Raw genomic sequence first — 16,025 nt, 5'->3', positions numbered from 1 at the left:
CATACCGACCCAGGCGAACCGGCCTCGACCGGCTCGGCCGATGAACCCCTGTACGCGTGCGGAGGGCAGCGATGACGATTCTGCTCCAGGTTCTCGAGCAGAGCTACACCCCCACCACCCCGTGGGAGCGGCGCAAGTTCACGTTCATCGACACCGGAAAGATCGTCGGCATGCGCCTGGACGGTCAATCCGGTGTGTGGCTCGATCTGTCCAGACCCGGTGAATCCCAGCGGCTGGCGCACACCGTCGACCCGCGGGAATCGATCACCTTCCTGCTCACCGTGTTCGCCAAGATCGCCGAATGCGAGGACCGGGGCGGATCGTGGGTGGTCGGTCACGACGGCACGCACGTGGCCTCGATCGCGGCGACGCGGTTCCCGCCCTCGGCCAATCATCAGGCCGCCGACGACATCCTGGCCCGCGCCTGGTTGTGAGCCCCTACCGGCCCGCTGTCGACCGTGGCCACCGCTGGACGGTCCTGGCCCGATCGGCGACCTGATATCCGGCCGACCGCGGGAATCTGTCGGTACCACCCGCTACAACCTGCGGGTATGGGGAAACTGATCTGGGTGCCCTGCGCGGTGCTCGTCGTCGCGGGCTGTGGGGTGCTCGTTCCGGATCGGACGGTCGCCCCGGCGCCCGGTAGTCCGTCGCGGGCGGAGGTGACCGCGCTGCTCGACACCGTCCGGGTCGTGGCGTCGCGCCCGCGCCCCGGCGGGTACGAACGCGGCTGCAAGGTGGGCCAGGGCTGTGTGTTCGGTCCCGCCTGGACCGATGACACCGAGGCACCGGGCGGGCACGACGGCTGCGACACCCGCAACAATGTGCTGGCCGCGCAGCTGCGGGACGTGGTCACCCGGGGCCGCTGCGTCGTCGTGGAGGGCGTTCTCACCGATCCCTACACCGGCACCGACGTGATCTTCCGCAAGGCCGAGGGCGGACGCGTCCAGATCGACCACGTGTTTCCGCTGGCCGCTGCCTGGGACCTGGGCGCCGCCGAATGGCCCCGCGAGAAGCGCCTGCGTTTCGCCAACGACCTCTCGGTGAACCTGCTCGCCACGAGCGCCGCGGCCAACCAAGCCAAAGGCGACAGCACACCTGGCACCTGGTTACCGCCGGTCCGGGCCAACCACTGCTTCTACGCGGCCAAATACCTCACCGTCGCGGTCGATTACGACCTTCCCGTCACGGCCGCCGACCATGCCGCGCTGCACCACGTCGCCCGCGGGTGCCCGTGATCAGCGCCTACCCGAACTGGCCGAGGAGGTCGACCCATCCGAAGTAGCCGTTCCCCTCGACCTCGCGACCGCGCCACTGTCCACCGAAGTTGTACGAACCCACGTAGCCGAAGCCGTGTCCGTAGCGCAGCGGACCCTCGACGACGCATTCGAGGGTGCCGTAGCCGGGCACGGTCCACCGCATCGCCCGCCCCACCGCAGGGGGTTGCCGTCGGGGGCGAACGCGCACTCGTGCGGGCAGCGATTCAGCCGCCCGTGGCCACGGGACGCTTCAGGTCGTTCGACCACTGCGACCACGAGCCCGGATACAGCGCGGCGTCGATCCCCACGACGGCGAGGGCAGCGATCTGGTGGGCGGCGGTGACACCCGAACCGCAGTAGACGGCGACCGGGCCGGTGCCGAAGGCGGCGAAGCGGGTGCGCAGGGTCTCGGGGTCGTGGAAATGGCCGGTGGCGTCGAGGTTCTCGGCGGTCGGGGCGCTGATCGCGCCGGGGATGTGGCCTGCGCGCGGGTCGACCGGTTCGACCTCGCCGCGGTAGCGTTCGGCGGCTCTGGCATCGAGCAGGACACCGGTCCAGGTCGCCGCGGTGTCGGCGTCGATCACCGGGAGGCCGCCGGGGCGGACCACCAGGTCGCCGGGGGCGGGGTCGGGTTCGGCGCCGGTCGCGAGTTCGCCGTCGGTGGCGGTCCACGCGGGCAGGCCGCCATCGAGGATGCGCACATCGGTCACGCCCGCCCAGCGCAACAGCCACCACGCTCTGGCCGCGGCCATACCGCCGGTCGCGTCGTAGACGACCACCGGTTCGCCGGCGCCGAGTCCCCAGCTGCGCGCGCACTTCTCGAACGTGCCGGGATCGGGCAGCGGGTGCCTGCCGCGCGCCGGTGCGGGCGCGGCGGCCAGTTCGGTCTCCAGATCGACGAAGACCGCGCCGGGGATGTGCCCGTCCAGATAGTGCTGCGGGCCATCCGGATCGCCCAGCGCCCACCGCACATCGAGCAGATGAATCCTGTTGTCCGCCAGCTCTTCCCGAAGTTCCTCCGGGGAGATCAACACCGCGCCCACGCCCACTCCTCACGTCCCGAGTCCCCCGCCCAGCCACCCTACGCACCGTCCGTGCCCGCCGGTAGCGAACCACCCGCGCCGACGCCCGATCCGAGCCGATCGCCACTCAGCCTCCGATGGCCCTGCCGAATGCACCGCGCGGCAAGGGCCGAGGTGACATGCCGCCGCCAGGCGAACACCCGAGTCCGCGCCCCTGATCGGCCCGGCGATGGCGATGGTTGGAAACGGTGCGCACTGCAGTGGCCAACGACCAGGCCGACCACGCCAGGCGGCCCGCGTCCCTGGCACGCTTCCGCACGAACGGCCGATGGGGACCTGGGCAAACTGCACGGCCGTCAGCTGCGCACACCGGCTGCCCGGTGAGGTCCCACAAAGTGGACCGGTCGCGTCGAAGCCCGATCAGGCCACTTTCGGGGCACTGGCTGGCGACACCGGGCGGGGCGACGGGCAGTATCTGCACAATGTCGCAGGTCACCACCACTCCCACTGATGTCGCCGACGAGCGCGGCGGGCTCGCTCAGCCGCTCGGCGCCGGGGCGATCACCGCACTGGTCGGGTTCACCAGTTCGTTCGCGGTGGTGCTGAGCGGGTTGCGGGCGGTGGGGGCCACTCCGGCGCAGGCGGCCTCGGGGTTGCTGGTGCTGTGCCTGACCCAGGGGCTGGGGATTCTGCTGTTGAGTTTCCGGTATCGGATTCCGATCACGCTGGCCTGGTCGACGCCCGGCGCGGCGCTGCTGGCGAGTACCGGCCTGGTCGTGGGCGGCTGGGCGGGTGCAGTGGCGGCGTTCGCGGTGACCGGGGTGCTGATCGTGATCACCGGACTGTGGCAGCGGCTCGGTTCGCTGGTCGCGGCGATTCCCGTGCCGATCGCGCAGGCCATGCTCGCGGGTGTGCTCGTTCCGCTGTGCCTGGCTCCGGTGCAGGCGCTACGCACCTCGCCCGCCGTGGTGGTTCCAGTGATCGCGGTGTGGCTGGTGCTGACGCGGTTCGCGCCGAAGTGGGCGGTGCTGGTCGCCTTCGCCACCGCGGCGGTCGGCACCGGGATCGATATCGTGGTCAGCGGCCGCCACCTCGACCTCGCCGCGATGGTGCCGACGGTCGAATGGACTGCGCCGCACTGGCATTGGCAGGCGATCGTCGGGATCGCGGTGCCGCTCTACATCGTCACCATGGCCTCACAGAACATCCCCGGCGTCGCGGTGATGCGCTCGTTCGACTACCAGGTGCCGTGGCGCGCCTCGATGCTCGTCACCGGAATCGGCACCATCGCCGGCGCGGGCGCGGGCGGCCACGCGATCAACCTCGCCGCGATCAGCGCTGCCCTCTCCGCCGCCCCCAGCGCCAGCCCCGACCCGAAGCGCCGCTGGATCGCCGCCGCCACCGCGGGCGCGACCTACCTGATCCTCGGCCTCGCCTCGGCCGCCCTGGTCACCCTCATCGCCGCCGCACCAGCGGGCACCCTGGAAACCGTCGCAGGCCTGGCCCTGCTCGCCACCCTCGCCGCGGCACTCACCGGCGCACTCAGCGACCCCGACCACCGCATGGCCGGCCTGGTCACCTTCCTCGTCGCCGCCTCCGGCACCACCCTGTTCGGCATCGGCGGCGCCTTCTGGGCCCTGGTGGCCGGCTTGATCGTCCGCCGCTTCCTCCCCAGCGGAACCTGACAGTTCTGCCCGTGATCGCAACGCGCGATCACCTCGGCGGGTGCAGACCGTGTTACGAGGGCCCGCTCAGCAGCCCTTGCCGAGCGCCTGACGCGGCACCCGCGCCGGCGCGCCGGGCGCACGGTCGATGTGACTGCCGCCGAACCGGACCACGACGTCGCCGCGACAACTCAGTTCGGGCCGGCGAGGCGGTCCAAGAGGGGGCTGGTGCGGGGGCCGACGAGTTCGCGCATGACCAGGGCCATGTTGGTGCGTTCCACGCCGGGGATCTTCAGGATCTGGCCGGCGATGCGGTAGAGGTCGTCGGCGTCGCGGGCGACGATGCGGACGGTGAGGTCGGTGGAGCCGGTCATCCCGCAGACCTCGGTGACCTCGGCGACGTCGGCCAGTTCGTCGACCACGCCGTCGAGTTGGTGCTGGTCGACGACCACCGCGACGAAGGCTGCCAGCGGGTAACCGAGGGCGCGGGGTTCCACCCGCCGTTCGAAGCTGCCGAGCACCCCGCCGCTGTCCCAGCGGGCCAGCCGCGCCTGCACGGTGTTGCGGGACAGGCCGAGGCGGGCGGCGAGTTCGACGCCGGTGGCGCGGGGGTTGGCGATCAGTTCGCGCAGCAGGCGCGCGTCGGTGGCGTCCAGCGTCACGGCATCGGGTTCGCGACTGGTCATACAACGCAGTATGACAGCGCCACGCGCGCCGAGACCATGCATTCTGCTCACTGCCGTGTCGATCGCTTGCGCAGTCGGCATTATCGTGGATGCTGAGTGATACACATCGCACTCAGCGATTGTCGGACTTGCGTCGGCTCACGAGGCCGGTGATGAGGAGGCGATCAAGATGTCGGAGAAGCAGACCTATCCGGTCCAGTTGGTGCAGCCCGACGGTCGCCGTGTGCTCGATCGCGAGCACGCCGCACTGGTGGCCGACATCGATGGCGCCCGCCTGCGTCAGCTCTACGAGGACCTGGTGGTGACCCGCCGGATCGACGTCGAGGCAACCGCCCTGCAACGCCAGGGCCAGCTCGGCCTGTGGCCGCCGCTCTACGGCCAGGAAGCCGCCCAGGTTGGCTCGGCGCACGCCCTGCACCCCGACGACTACGCCTTCTGCTCCTACCGCGAGACCGCCGTCGCCTACTGCCGCGGCGTCGCGCCCGAACAGCTCACCGCCCTGTGGCGCGGGGTGTCCCACCACTGCTGGGACCCGGACGAGGTCAACATGACCAACGCCAACATCGTGGTCGGCTCGCAGGGCCTACACGCCACCGGCTACGCCTACGCCGCCCACCTCGACGGCGCCGACATCGCCACCATCGCCTACTTCGGTGACGGCGCGACGAGCGAGGGCGACATCGCCGAGGCGCTCGGTTTCGCGGCCTCCTGGAGCGCACCGGTGGTGTTCTTCTGCCAGAACAACCAGTGGGCGATCAGCGAGCCGGTCGCCGTGCAGTCCACCGTGCCGCTGGTGCGCCGGGCCGACGGCTACGGGATTCCGGGCGTGCAGGTCGACGGCAACGATGTGCTCGCCGTCCTCGCCGTCACCCGCCGGGCCGTGGAGCGCGCCCGCTCCGGCGGCGGCCCGACCTTCATCGAGGCGCTGACCTACCGTATGGGCCCGCACACCACCGCCGACGACCCCACCCGCTACCGCACCGCCGCCGACACCGAGTACTGGGAGCACCGCGACCCGATCGAACGGCTTCGCCTGCTGCTCGACCACGAGGGCCTGCTCGATCCGGAGTTCACCCAGCGCGTCGCCGACACCGCCGACGACATCGCCCGGCGCCTGCGCACGGCCACGCTCGAGATGCCCGACCCGGACCCGGTGAGCATGTTCGACCACGTCTACGCGACCGATCACCCACTGATGACCGAGCAGGCACAGCAACTCTCGGCCCACCTCGCCGAAGGAGCGCAGTCATGATCACCACCTTCGCCGCCGCACTCAACACCGGCCTGCGCCGGGCGATGGACGACGACACCAAGGTCGTGCTGCTCGGTGAGGACATCGGCAAGCTCGGCGGGGTGTTCCGCGTGACCGACACCTTGCAGAAGGACTTCGGCGACAACCGGGTGATCGACACCCCGCTCGCCGAATCCGGCATCGTCGGAACGGCTTTCGGTATGGCCTTGCGCGGCTACCGGCCGGTGGTGGAGATCCAGTTCGACGGTTTCGTCTATCCCGCCTTCGACCAGATCGTCTCCCAGGTCGCCAAGATCCACTACCGGACCGGCGGAAAGGTCAAGGCGCCATTGACGATTCGCATCCCGTTCGGTGGCGGGATCGGTGCGGTCGAGCATCATTCGGAATCGCCCGAGGTGTATTTCGCGCACACCGCGGGACTGCGGGTCGTCTCCCCGAGCACCCCGTCGGACGCGTATTCGATGATCCGCCAGGCGATCTCGCTCGACGATCCGGTGGTCTTCTTCGAGCCGAAACGTCGCTATTGGGACAAGGCCGACGTAGATTTCGAAGGCGAGCCGGATCTGCCGCTGCACAAGGCCAGGGTGTGCACCCGCGGCGCCGACGCCACCGTCCTGGCCTACGGCGGCACCGTCGCCACCGCGCTGACGGCGGCGAAGATCGCTGCCGAGGAAGGACATTCGCTGGAGGTGATCGATCTGCGCAGTCTCTCGCCGATCGATGTCGAGACGATCGCCGAATCGGTGGACAAGACCGGCAGGCTCGTCATCGTGCACGAGGCGCCGGTCTTCGCCGGGCTCGGCGCCGAGATCGCGGCCCGGATCACCGAACGCTGCTTCTATCAGCTCGAGGCGCCGGTGTTGCGCGTCGGCGGCTACGACATCCCCTACCCCCCGGCTAAGCTCGAGAAGCACCACCTGCCCGACCCCGACCGCATTCTGGCGGCGGTCGATCGCTGTCTAGCCGCGTGAGATGAAAGGTGCCCCAGTGCCGGAACCAGCCGCCGCCGACGACGGTCATGTTCTCGAATTCCGCCTGCCCGATCTGGGTGAGGGCCTCGCCGACGGTGACCTGGTGTCCTGGTCGGTCGCGGTCGGCGACACGGTGGAGCTGAACCAGACCATCGCCGAGGTGGAGACCGCGAAGGCGGTGGTCGCGCTGCCGTCGCCGTTCTCCGGGGTCGTGGTGGAGCTGCTGGCACAACCCGGTGACACCGTGCCCGTCGGGGCACCGCTGATCCGGGTGCGCAACGATCTCGAGATCACCGCGCCGCCGACCGCGGAGTCGGTCACCCGCACCGATGTGCTGGTCGGCTACGGGCCCGAAGCCGAGGCCACCTCGCGCAGGCGCCGGTCCACCCCGTCGGCGGCGATGGCGGCGAGTACGCCGAGCACCCATCGCGCGGCGGCGACACCGGCGGCGCGCAAGCTGGCCAAGGAACTCGGCATCGACCTGTGGTTCGTCGCCGGTTCGGGGCCAGAGGGCGCGGTCACTGTCGAGGACGTGCGCTCGGCGGTCCCGGTGACGGCGCCGCGCACCCAGGCCAAGCTCGGCGACCAGGCACCCGTCCCGGCCAATGGCGCGGGCAGCGACGGCGGACTGATCGAGCCGACCGCGCGCGAGGAACGCACGCCGGTCACCGGCATCCGCAAGCGCACCGCCGCCGCGATGCAGGCCAGTTCGCGCACGATTCCGCAGGCCAGCACCTTCGTCACCGTCGACTGCACCGCCTCGATGGAACTGCTCGACCACCTGCGCACCACGAAATCCTTCGAGGGCCTCACCCTCACGCCCCTGGCGCTGGTCGCCAAGGCGGCGCTCGCGGCGATCGCCGAGTACCCAGGGATCAACACCGCCTGGGACGAGCAGAACCAGGAGATCGTCACCAAGCACTACGTGAACCTCGGTATCGCGGTCGCTTCCGAGCGCGGGCTGCTCGTCCCCAACCTCAAGGACGCCCACGCACTGAGCCTGCGCGAGCTCAGCCGCGAGATCAGCTGGTCGGCCGAGACGGCCCGCTCGGGCAACGCCACCCCCGCCGACCTCCGCGGCGGCACCTTCACCATCACCAATGTCGGCGTCTTCGGCGTCGACACCGGAGTACCGCTGGTGAACCCCGGCGAAGCCGCCATCCTGTGCCTCGGCTCGATCCGCAAGCGCCCCTGGGTCTTCCGCGACGAACTGGCCGTGCGCTGGGTCACCACCCTCGGCCTGAGCTTCGACCACCGCATGGTCGACGGCGAACTCGGCGCCCGCTTCCTCGCCACCACCGCCAGTTACCTCGAGGACCCATTGACGCTGCTCAGCCGCGTGTGAGTGATATATCCGACCCGCAATGCCGACGAAACACGACGCTTACTCACGGTAAAAAACGGGGGCTACAACCTGTTGTATGAGTAAGGCGCATCCCGTCGACACCCGGCTGCCGTTCGGCAGGCAGCTGGCATTCGGCATCCAGCACGTTCTGATCATGTACACCGGTTGCATCACGGTGCCGCTGGTCTTCGGCGCGGCCGCCGGGCTCGACCAGGCGACGATCGGGCTGCTCATCAGTGCCGATCTGCTGGTCGCGGGCATCATCACGCTGATCCAGAGCCTCGGCGTGGGCAAGCTGGCCGGTGCGCGACTGCCGATCGTGTGCGGGGCGACCTTCGTCGGGCTGAATCCGATGATCCTGATCGCCAAGGAGTACGGGCTCGAGGCCGTGTACGGGTCGATGCTGATCGGCGGTGTGGTCGGTGTGGCGCTGGCCTGGCCGTTCGCCCGGGTGGTGCGGTTCTTCCCGCCGCTGGTCACCGGCACCGTGCTGACCGTGGTCGGTGTGTCGCTGATCGGGGTCGCCGGGGGGCTGATCATCGGTACCGATTCCACCGCGCCGAGCTTCGCCGCGCCGTCGAACATCGGTCTCGCCGCGGTGGTCGTGCTGATCGCGGTCGCGTTCGTCTGCCTCGGACGCGGGGTGTGGTCGCAGCTGGGTGTGCTGATCGCGCTCATCATCGGCATCGTCATCGCGATCCCGATGGGGCTGGTGAGCACCGCGGGCGTCGGCGCGGCGGACTGGATCGGGATCCCGCAGCCGTTCCACTTCGGATCGCCGCAGTTCCCGATCACCGCGGTGGTGGCGATGAGCATCGTGATGGCCGTGGTGTTCGCCGAGTCGACGGCCAGCATGCTGGCGATCAGCGAGATCACCGGCAAGCCGATCGGCAAGGGTGATCTGGCGCGCGGCCTGGTCGGTGACGGCCTGTCCGGTGTGCTGGGTGGCGTGTTCACCGCGTTCGTCGACACCATCTTCAACCAGAACGTCGGCGCGGTCGCCGCGACCAGGGTCTACAGCCGGTATGTGACGGCGGTCAGCGGCGCGATCCTGGTGGTGCTCGGGTTGGTGCCGCGCATCGGTGAGGTGGTCGCGGTGATTCCGAAGCCGGTCGTCGGTGGTGTCGGGCTGGTGCTGTTCGCGACCGTCGCGGTCGTCGGCATCAACACGCTGCGCCAGGCGAACCTGCTCGACCGGGTGAACTCCACCATCGCGGCCACGGCCATCGGCATCGGCCTGCTGCCGGTGTTCACCCACGGCATGTTCGACAAGTTCCCCACCTCGGCCCAGATCCTGCTCGACAGCGGCGTCACCCTCGGCGCCCTCACCGCCTTCGTGCTGAACCTGATCTTCAACCACACCCCGCTGGGCACCATGGCCCGCGCGGCGGTCGCTCCGGAACCGGACGAACCGACCGACACGAAAGCCGACCTGACGAAGGCGGACCCGGCGGCCGCTTCGGCCGCCACCAGCTGACCGGGTATCGATCCGCTGCGGGCTCGGCGGTCGAGTCGCCGACACCGTCGAGCCACGGCAGTTGGACTGCGGACGCGGCGCCGGCGTGGAGCGAGACGGCTACCGACGGTGTGGAATCGGTGCGGGGTGCGGGAAGGCGCCGTTAGGGTGCGGGGATGGAGATTGCTGGGAAAGTCGCGATTGTCACCGGAGCCGGGGCGGGGATCGGGGCGGCGCTCGCGCATCGGCTGGTTGCCGGTGGAGCGCGGGTCGTCGTCGCGGATCTGGATGCGGACACTGCGGCCAAGGTCGCCGGGGAACTCGGAGAGAACGCGGTCGCGGTTGGTGGGGATGTGGGCGACGAGCAGGTCGTCGCGGAACTGATCGCGGTGGCCGAGCGCGAATTCGGGCCGGTGGACCTGTATTTCGCGAACGCGGGGATCGGCGGCGGGCCGGGCCTGGACAGCACCGAGGAGCAGTGGGCCGCGGCGCTGAACGTGAATGTGATGGCGCATGTGCGGGCGGCGCGGCTGCTCGTGCCGGGATGGGTCGAGCGCGGCAGTGGGTATTTCGTCTCGACGGCGTCGGCGGCCGGTCTGCTGACCCAGATCGGTTCGGCCCCCTACTCGGTGACCAAGCACGCGGCCGTCGGCTTCGCCGAATGGCTCTCGGTCACCTACGGCGACCAGGGCGTCCGCGTGAGCTGCCTGTGCCCGATGGGCGTCGACACCCGCCTGCTCACCGGCGACCTGATCCCGGACGACCCCGAGGCGTCGGCGCTGGCGATCAAGGCGGTGAAGACGGCGGGCGAGGTCCTCTCCCCCGAGGACGTCGCCGACACCGTCGTCGAGGCCATGGCCGCCGAGCACTTCCTGATCCTGCCGCACCCCGAGGTCCTGCACATGTACCGCAACAAGGGCTCCGACTACGACCGCTGGCTCGCCGGCATGCGCCGCTTCCAGACGATGCTGCGCGGATAGCTCTAGTCGGTGACCAGTTCGGCGGCCGCGGTGCGGATGACGTCGGGGATCGGCACCGGTTTGCGGGTCTGCGCGTCGACGTAGACGTGGACGAAGTCCCCGGTGGCGGCGAGGTCGAGGCCGCCGGGGGTTTCGCGGAAGATCGCCAGGTCGTAGGTGATGCTCGAATTGCCCAGGCGGGCGATGCGCAGGCCGACCTGCAGCTGGTCGGGGAAGCTGATCGAACCGTGGAACCGGCACGCGGTCTGGGCGACGACGCCGAGGGCGGGCAGTGCGGTGATGTCGGCGCCGGTGGCCCGCATCAGCCAGGCGTTCACCGCGGTGTCGAAGTAGGAGTAGTAGGTCACGTTGTTGACGTGACCGTACTGGTCGTTGTCGGCCCAGCGGGTCGGCATCGGCCACAGCACGGGGTAGTTCATACCGTCATCCTTACAGCACCGGCCCGCTCAGGCCGATGACGACAGCGCCGCCGCGCCACCCTGGCGGTGATCGCGCGGACTCACCCCGAAGTGCCGTTTGAACGCGGTACTCAGCGCGAAGGCGCTGCCGTAGCCGACCTGGCGGGCGATGGCCTCGACGGTCGCGTCGGATTCGGCGAGCAGGTCGGCGGCCAGCGACAACCGCCATTCGGTCAGGAACGTCATCGGTGGTTCGCCGACCAGTTCGGTGAACCGCCGGGCCAGCGCGGCCCGCGACATCCCGACCGCCTCGGCCAGCCCGACCACCGTCCACGGATGCGCCGGATTGTGCTGCAGCAGGCGCAGGGCCTTGCCGACCAGCGGATCGCTGTAGGCGTGATACCAGGCGGGGGCGTCGTCGCGGGCGAACCAGGCGCGCAGGGCGGCGATGAGCAGCAGGTCGAGCAGGCGGTCGAGCACCACGCTCTGGGCGGGCAGGTCCTTGGTGGCCTCGTCGACGAGCAGATCGAGCAGGCGGGTGTCGAGTTCACCGCGCGGCAGCACCGCGACCTCGGGCAGCGCGCGCAGCAGCCGTCGGCTCACCGCGCCCGCCGATTCGTAGGTGCCGGTGACCATCAGCGTCTCACCGTCGGGATCGGTGCCCCACTGACGGACACCGAGATTCAGTGTCTCGCACAGGATCTCACCGTCGGGCGTGGTGGTGACCTCGCCCGGGTGGATGACGATCTGCGGTTCGGTCGCCGGATCGTCGGCCACCGTATACGGTTTCGGCCCGCGGAAGACCGCGACGTCACCGGGCCCGAGCTGGCGCGGCGGCGCGGAATCGGTGATCACCCAGGCTGTTCCGCGAATCATCGCGAGCACTGTCAGTGGCGCCTCGTCCTGTATCCGCAGCGACCACGGTGGGTTGAGCAGCGAGCACATGAGGAACGCACCGCGCGCCCGTGGACCTTCAAGCAGACCGGCTAACGCATCCACATCTCTCACAGTAGACGACAGCGCATGTTCGTGAGCGCCGCGACGATGTTGCCGGTGACCGTTCGCCGATGTACTGAAGACATGACAAACACCACTTCTCACCAGCAGCTTTTCCTCGTCACCGGCGGTACGGGCAAGACCGGCAGTCGCGTCGCGGCACTGCTCGAGGCCGCCGGACATCCGGTCCGGCTCGGCTCGCGCACCGCCCCGATTCCCTTCGACTGGACCGACCGCGACACCTGGGCGCCCGCGCTCGCCGGGGTCGACTCGGTCTACCTGGCCTTCCAGCCCGATGTCGCCGTACCCGGCGCACCGGACATCATCCACGCGTTCACCGCGGCCGCGAAGTCCGCGGGCGTGCGCTCGGTGGTGATGCTGTCCGGGCGCGGGGAGCCCGAGGCCCGCGAATGCGAACGCATCGTGGAGGATTCGGGCCTGGACTGGACGATCGTGCGGTGCAGCTTCTTCGCCCAGAACTTCAGCGAGGGCGCGTTCCTCCCCGATGTCCTGGCCGGGGCGGTCGCCCTGCCCAACGGCGATGTGCCGGAACCGTTCGTGCACGTCGACGACATCGCCGAGGTGGCCTTCGCCGCCCTCACCGATCCCCGGCACGCGGGCGAGGTCTACGAACTCACCGGCCCGCGCGCGCTGACCTTCGCCGAGGCGGTCGCCGAGATCGCCGCCGCCACCGACCGCGAGATCGCCTTCGTGCCGGTCTCGCGCCCCGAGTTCGTCGCCGCTCTCACCGAGTACCAGGTCCCCGGCGACGTCGTCTCCCTGCTCGACTATCTCTTCGGCACCATCCTCGACGGCCGCAACACCCCCACCGCCGACGGTGTCCGCCGCGCCCTCGGCCGCGAGCCCCGCGACTTCACCGAGTACGCCGAGGAGACCGCCGCGTCCGGCGTGTGGACTCCGCAGTAGCCGGGCAGTTGATCACCGGGCTCCGGCGGCGGCGACTTCTCGGCCGCCGGGGCCCGGTGACCTGGAAACGCACCTCCCAGACGGGCAGTAGATCAGGGTAGGCTCACCTGTCTGACCATTGCTCGAGCTAACCTCCTCGATGGTCTGGTTCGAGCGAGAGAGATTCCCCTGATGAGAAGTCCGCGCTGGTTCGGCTGGTTGCTGACAGTCGCGTTGCTGATCGCGGCCTGTTTGCTGAGCCTGCTGATCGGTACCAAGTCGATTCCGTTCGGTGAGGTCTGGCTGGCGCTGACCGGGCCCGCGACCACGCCCGACCACATCACCATCACCGAATACCGGCTGCCGCGCACGATCCTCGGACTGCTCTGCGGAGTCGCGCTCGGCGTCGCGGGCTGCCTGATGCAGGGCCTGACCCGCAACCCGCTCGCCGATCCCGGCCTGCTCGGTGTCAACGCGGGCGCCGCCTTCGCGATCACGCTGGCGGTGGGTGTGCTCGGCGTGAGTCAGATCACCTCCTATGTGTGGTTCGGTTTCGTCGGTGCCGCGCTGGTCTCGATCGTGGTGTACCGGCTCGGCACCGCGGGTCAGACCGGCACCGACCCGATCCGCCTCACCCTGGCCGGGGTCGCCGCCACCGCGGTGCTGACCGGCCTCACCCGTGGCCTGATCCTGGTCGACCCCAAGGCTTTCGACGAGATGCGCAACTGGGACGCCGGTTCGCTCACCGGCCGCGGATTCGACATCATCGCGGGCGCCGCGCCGTTCATCGTGATCGGTCTGCTGATCGCCGCGGCCTGCGCGCGCTCGCTCAATGCCGTCGCCCTCGGCGACGATCTGGCCCGGTCCCTCGGCGTGAACGTCAGCCGCACCCGGCTGCTCACCGCGCTGGCGCTGGTGCTGCTGTGCGGGACCGCGACCGCGGCGGTCGGCCCGATCGCCTTCATCGGTCTGGCGGTGCCGCACATCGCGCGCTGGCTGGTCGGTGCCGATCAGCGCTGGATCTTCGGGTACTCGCTGGTGCTCGCGCCGCTGCTGGTGCTCACCGCGGACATCCTCGGCCGCGTGCTCCTTCCGTCCGACGAGGTGCCCGCCGGTCTGGTCACCGCCTTCCTCGGCGCACCGTTGCTGATCTGGCTGGCACGCCGTGCCCGGGTGGGAGCTGCCGCATGAGTACGAAATTCGATTTCGGGCGCACGATGCTCGTGGTGCGATCCGAGCGCCTCGGCATCACCACGCGAATCGGTCTGCGCACCGTGGTGGTGTGCGCGATTCTGCTGGTGATCGCCCTCGCCACCGCCGTCTTCGCGCTGGGCAGCGGCGATTTCCCGATTCCCGCGCCGCGCGTGGTGCGGGCGCTGTTCATCGGCGACGAGCGCTTCGACCGGCTGGTGGTGTGGGACTGGCGGCTGCCGCGCATCCTGCTGGCGCTGGCACTCGGTGCGGCGCTCGGCGTGAGCGGCGCGATCCTGCAATCGGTCACCCGCAATCCGCTCGGCAGTCCCGACATCATCGGGTTCAGCACCGGCGCCTACACCGGGGCGCTGCTGGTGATCCTGATCATCGGCGGCGGCAGCTTCCAGACCGCGGCGGGCGCGATGATCGGCGGCCTCGGTGCCGCCCTGGTGATCCACCTGCTGGCCTTCCGGCACAACGTGACCGGCTTCCGGCTGATCATCGTCGGCATCGGTGTGAGCGCCATGCTCGCCTCGGTCAACACCTGGCTGATCATGCGGGCCGACCTGGACGCGGCGATGTCGGCGGCGGCCTGGGGCATGGGCTCGCTCAACGGGCTGTCCTGGCCGCAGGTCCTGCCGACGATGCTCATCCTCGCCGTGCTGGCGCTGGCGCTGATCCCGGCCGCGCCCCGCCTGCAGATCCTCGAACTCGGCGACGACACCGCGCGCGCCCTCGGCGTGAACGCGAGCAAGGCGACCGGCTGGCTGATCGCGCTCAGCGTCGCCTTCACCTCACTGGCGACGGCCGTCGCCGGACCGATCGCCTTCGTCGCGCTGGCCGCACCGCACCTGGCCCGCAGGCTCACCCGCACCCCGTCGATCGCGCTGGCCCCCGCCGCGGCGATGGGCGCGGCCCTGCTCATCGTCTGCGACTGGATCGCCCAGCGCGCCTTCGCCCCGACCACCATCCCGGTCGGCATCGTCACCGGCTCGATCGGCGGCCTGTACCTGGCGTATCTGCTCGTCGCCGAAGCGCGACGGAAATAGGAAGCGACATGAACGACTCTCACGCTGCGCGGTTGCGCGCCGACCAGGTCCGGCTCGGGTACAAGGGCACCACGATCAGTGATCAACTGTCCGTGGAGATCCCGGATGGCAAGTTCACCGTGATCATCGGCCCGAACGCCTGTGGCAAGTCCACGCTGCTGCGCGCGCTGGCCCGGCTGCTCACCCCCGACTCCGGGACGGTGCTGCTCGACGACAAGCCGGTGACCGAGTATCCGGCCAAGGAATTCGCCCGTCAGGTCGGCCTGCTGCCGCAGACCTCGACCGCGCCCGACGGCATCCGGGTCGCGGATCTCGTCGCGCGCGGCCGCTATCCGCATCAGACGCTGTTGCGCCAGTGGTCCAAGACCGATGAAGAGGCGGTCGCGGCGGCGATGGCGGCCACCGGTGTCGTCGACCTGTCGGCGCGGCCGGTCGAGCAGCTGTCGGGTGGTCAGCGCCAGCGGGTGTGGATCTCGATGGTGCTCGCCCAGCAGACGCCCATCATCCTGCTCGACGAGCCGACGACCTATCTCGACATCGCCTACCAGATCCAGCTGCTGGATCTGTGCCGCTCGCTCAATCGCGATTCCGGCCGCACGGTCGTCGCGGTACTGCACGACCTGAACCACGCGTTCCGCTACGCCGACCACCTGATCGCCATGCGCGACGGGCGGGTCGTCGCCGCCGGTCCGCCCGCCGAGATCGTCACCGTGGCACTGGTCCACGAGGTGTTCTCGCTGCGGTGCCGCATCGTCGACGATCCGGAAACCGGTACGCCGCTGGTGATTCCACTGGCGGAGAACGCCGCACAGGTGCACTGAGGTGGCAACGCCGCCACCGACCCTAG

Annotated in this window: 17 protein-coding genes; 12 read left to right on the top strand and 5 right to left on the bottom strand. The window is 70.0% G+C overall.

Going from position 1 to position 16,025, the window contains the following annotated elements:
- Window positions 1-71: 71 nt before the first annotated feature.
- Window positions 72-434, top strand: coding sequence for a hypothetical protein (locus ACFVVM_RS32145; RefSeq protein ID WP_387626017.1), 363 nt, complete (start codon window positions 72-74; stop codon window positions 432-434).
- Between the two features lie 117 nt (window positions 435-551).
- Complete coding sequence (locus ACFVVM_RS32140) at window positions 552-1,238, top strand: HNH endonuclease family protein (RefSeq protein ID WP_387626015.1); 687 nt, start codon at window positions 552-554, stop codon at window positions 1,236-1,238.
- 7 nt (window positions 1,239-1,245) lie between these two features.
- Here the strand turns inward: ACFVVM_RS32140 and ACFVVM_RS32135 are convergent, their stop codons facing one another.
- Together ACFVVM_RS32135 and ACFVVM_RS32130 are read right to left on the bottom strand one after the other, a co-directional pair.
- Window positions 1,246-1,422 carry a DUF6670 family protein gene (locus ACFVVM_RS32135; protein WP_387626013.1) on the bottom strand — a complete coding sequence of 59 codons (177 nt, stop codon included), beginning with the start codon at window positions 1,420-1,422 and terminating at the stop codon, window positions 1,246-1,248.
- Between the two features lie 61 nt (window positions 1,423-1,483).
- Complete coding sequence (locus ACFVVM_RS32130) at window positions 1,484-2,290, bottom strand: sulfurtransferase (protein WP_387626096.1); 807 nt, start codon at window positions 2,288-2,290, stop codon at window positions 1,484-1,486.
- A 473-nt stretch (window positions 2,291-2,763) separates the two neighbouring features.
- On the opposite strand from ACFVVM_RS32130, the gene ACFVVM_RS32125 reads away from it, so the two are divergent.
- Entirely contained in the window at window positions 2,764-3,966 is a 1,203-nt protein-coding gene (locus ACFVVM_RS32125; RefSeq protein ID WP_387626011.1) for a benzoate/H(+) symporter BenE family transporter, read from the top strand.
- 170 nt (window positions 3,967-4,136) lie between these two features.
- Here the strand turns inward: ACFVVM_RS32125 and ACFVVM_RS32120 are convergent, their stop codons facing one another.
- Window positions 4,137-4,631: an Lrp/AsnC family transcriptional regulator gene (locus ACFVVM_RS32120; protein WP_387626009.1), complete on the bottom strand. Its 495-nt coding sequence runs from the start codon at window positions 4,629-4,631 to the stop codon at window positions 4,137-4,139.
- Between the two features lie 169 nt (window positions 4,632-4,800).
- Here ACFVVM_RS32120 and pdhA point away from each other — a divergent pair, with 169 nt between their 5' ends.
- From pdhA to ACFVVM_RS32095, 5 genes are all read left to right on the top strand, one after another.
- Window positions 4,801-5,883 carry a pyruvate dehydrogenase (acetyl-transferring) E1 component subunit alpha gene (pdhA, locus tag ACFVVM_RS32115; RefSeq protein WP_387626007.1) on the top strand — a complete coding sequence of 361 codons (1,083 nt, stop codon included), beginning with the start codon at window positions 4,801-4,803 and terminating at the stop codon, window positions 5,881-5,883.
- Complete coding sequence (locus ACFVVM_RS32110; RefSeq protein ID WP_387626005.1) at window positions 5,880-6,854, top strand: alpha-ketoacid dehydrogenase subunit beta; 975 nt, start codon at window positions 5,880-5,882, stop codon at window positions 6,852-6,854. The genes pdhA and ACFVVM_RS32110 overlap by 4 nt, the downstream gene beginning before the upstream one ends.
- 1 nt (window position 6,855) lies before the next feature.
- Entirely contained in the window at window positions 6,856-8,199 is a 1,344-nt protein-coding gene (locus ACFVVM_RS32105) for a dihydrolipoamide acetyltransferase family protein (protein WP_387626003.1), read from the top strand.
- A gap of 76 nt (window positions 8,200-8,275) precedes the next feature.
- Window positions 8,276-9,676, top strand: a complete 1,401-nt coding sequence (locus tag ACFVVM_RS32100; protein ID WP_387626001.1) for a uracil-xanthine permease family protein — start codon at window positions 8,276-8,278, stop codon at window positions 9,674-9,676.
- Between the two features lie 155 nt (window positions 9,677-9,831).
- Window positions 9,832-10,635: an SDR family oxidoreductase gene (locus ACFVVM_RS32095; protein WP_387625999.1), complete on the top strand. Its 804-nt coding sequence runs from the start codon at window positions 9,832-9,834 to the stop codon at window positions 10,633-10,635.
- A 2-nt stretch (window positions 10,636-10,637) separates the two neighbouring features.
- On the opposite strand, the gene ACFVVM_RS32090 is transcribed toward ACFVVM_RS32095, so the two are convergent.
- Window positions 10,638-11,054 carry an acyl-CoA thioesterase gene (locus tag ACFVVM_RS32090; RefSeq protein ID WP_387625997.1) on the bottom strand — a complete coding sequence of 139 codons (417 nt, stop codon included), beginning with the start codon at window positions 11,052-11,054 and terminating at the stop codon, window positions 10,638-10,640.
- Between the two features lie 27 nt (window positions 11,055-11,081).
- On the bottom strand, window positions 11,082-12,032 hold the full coding sequence (locus ACFVVM_RS32085) for an AraC family transcriptional regulator (RefSeq protein WP_387625995.1): 951 nt from the start codon (window positions 12,030-12,032) through the stop codon (window positions 11,082-11,084).
- A gap of 81 nt (window positions 12,033-12,113) precedes the next feature.
- Between ACFVVM_RS32085 and ACFVVM_RS32080 the strand changes: the two genes are divergently transcribed.
- The 4 genes from ACFVVM_RS32080 (at window position 12,114) to ACFVVM_RS32065 (ending at window position 15,999) form a co-directional block, all read left to right on the top strand.
- Window positions 12,114-12,956 (top strand): NAD(P)H-binding protein, encoded by an 843-nt coding sequence (locus tag ACFVVM_RS32080; RefSeq protein WP_387625992.1) that lies wholly within the window; start codon window positions 12,114-12,116, stop codon window positions 12,954-12,956.
- A 171-nt stretch (window positions 12,957-13,127) separates the two neighbouring features.
- Window positions 13,128-14,126, top strand: coding sequence for a FecCD family ABC transporter permease (locus ACFVVM_RS32075; RefSeq protein WP_387625990.1), 999 nt, complete (start codon window positions 13,128-13,130; stop codon window positions 14,124-14,126).
- Window positions 14,123-15,178, top strand: coding sequence for a FecCD family ABC transporter permease (locus tag ACFVVM_RS32070; RefSeq protein ID WP_387625988.1), 1,056 nt, complete (start codon window positions 14,123-14,125; stop codon window positions 15,176-15,178). The genes ACFVVM_RS32075 and ACFVVM_RS32070 overlap by 4 nt, the downstream gene beginning before the upstream one ends.
- 8 nt (window positions 15,179-15,186) lie before the next feature.
- Entirely contained in the window at window positions 15,187-15,999 is an 813-nt protein-coding gene (locus ACFVVM_RS32065; RefSeq protein ID WP_387625986.1) for an ABC transporter ATP-binding protein, read from the top strand.
- Window positions 16,000-16,025 lie beyond the last annotated feature (26 nt).

This window comes from Nocardia sp. NPDC058176 (assembly GCF_042883805.1).
In the GTDB taxonomy this organism is placed as follows: Bacteria; Actinomycetota; Actinomycetes; order Mycobacteriales; family Mycobacteriaceae; genus Nocardia.
This window is presented reverse-complemented; position numbering and strand designations above follow the sequence as displayed.

Bases quoted from the DNA above. Each gene is read 5' to 3' on its own strand.
- ACFVVM_RS32145 (WP_387626017.1), top strand. From the start codon at position 72: ATGACGATTCTGCTCCAGGTTCTCGAGCAGAGCTACACCCCCACCACC.
- ACFVVM_RS32140 (WP_387626015.1), top strand. From the start codon at position 552: ATGGGGAAACTGATCTGGGTGCCCTGCGCGGTGCTCGTCGTCGCGGGC.
- ACFVVM_RS32135 (WP_387626013.1), bottom strand. From the start codon at position 1,422: ATGCGGTGGACCGTGCCCGGCTACGGCACCCTCGAATGCGTCGTCGAG.
- ACFVVM_RS32125 (WP_387626011.1), top strand. From the start codon at position 2,764: ATGTCGCAGGTCACCACCACTCCCACTGATGTCGCCGACGAGCGCGGC.
- ACFVVM_RS32120 (WP_387626009.1), bottom strand. From the start codon at position 4,631: ATGACCAGTCGCGAACCCGATGCCGTGACGCTGGACGCCACCGACGCG.
- pdhA (WP_387626007.1), top strand. From the start codon at position 4,801: ATGTCGGAGAAGCAGACCTATCCGGTCCAGTTGGTGCAGCCCGACGGT.
- ACFVVM_RS32110 (WP_387626005.1), top strand. From the start codon at position 5,880: ATGATCACCACCTTCGCCGCCGCACTCAACACCGGCCTGCGCCGGGCG.
- ACFVVM_RS32105 (WP_387626003.1), top strand. From the start codon at position 6,856: ATGAAAGGTGCCCCAGTGCCGGAACCAGCCGCCGCCGACGACGGTCAT.
- ACFVVM_RS32100 (WP_387626001.1), top strand. From the start codon at position 8,276: ATGAGTAAGGCGCATCCCGTCGACACCCGGCTGCCGTTCGGCAGGCAG.
- ACFVVM_RS32095 (WP_387625999.1), top strand. From the start codon at position 9,832: ATGGAGATTGCTGGGAAAGTCGCGATTGTCACCGGAGCCGGGGCGGGG.
- ACFVVM_RS32090 (WP_387625997.1), bottom strand. From the start codon at position 11,054: ATGAACTACCCCGTGCTGTGGCCGATGCCGACCCGCTGGGCCGACAAC.
- ACFVVM_RS32080 (WP_387625992.1), top strand. From the start codon at position 12,114: ATGACAAACACCACTTCTCACCAGCAGCTTTTCCTCGTCACCGGCGGT.
- ACFVVM_RS32075 (WP_387625990.1), top strand. From the start codon at position 13,128: ATGAGAAGTCCGCGCTGGTTCGGCTGGTTGCTGACAGTCGCGTTGCTG.
- ACFVVM_RS32070 (WP_387625988.1), top strand. From the start codon at position 14,123: ATGAGTACGAAATTCGATTTCGGGCGCACGATGCTCGTGGTGCGATCC.
- ACFVVM_RS32065 (WP_387625986.1), top strand. From the start codon at position 15,187: ATGAACGACTCTCACGCTGCGCGGTTGCGCGCCGACCAGGTCCGGCTC.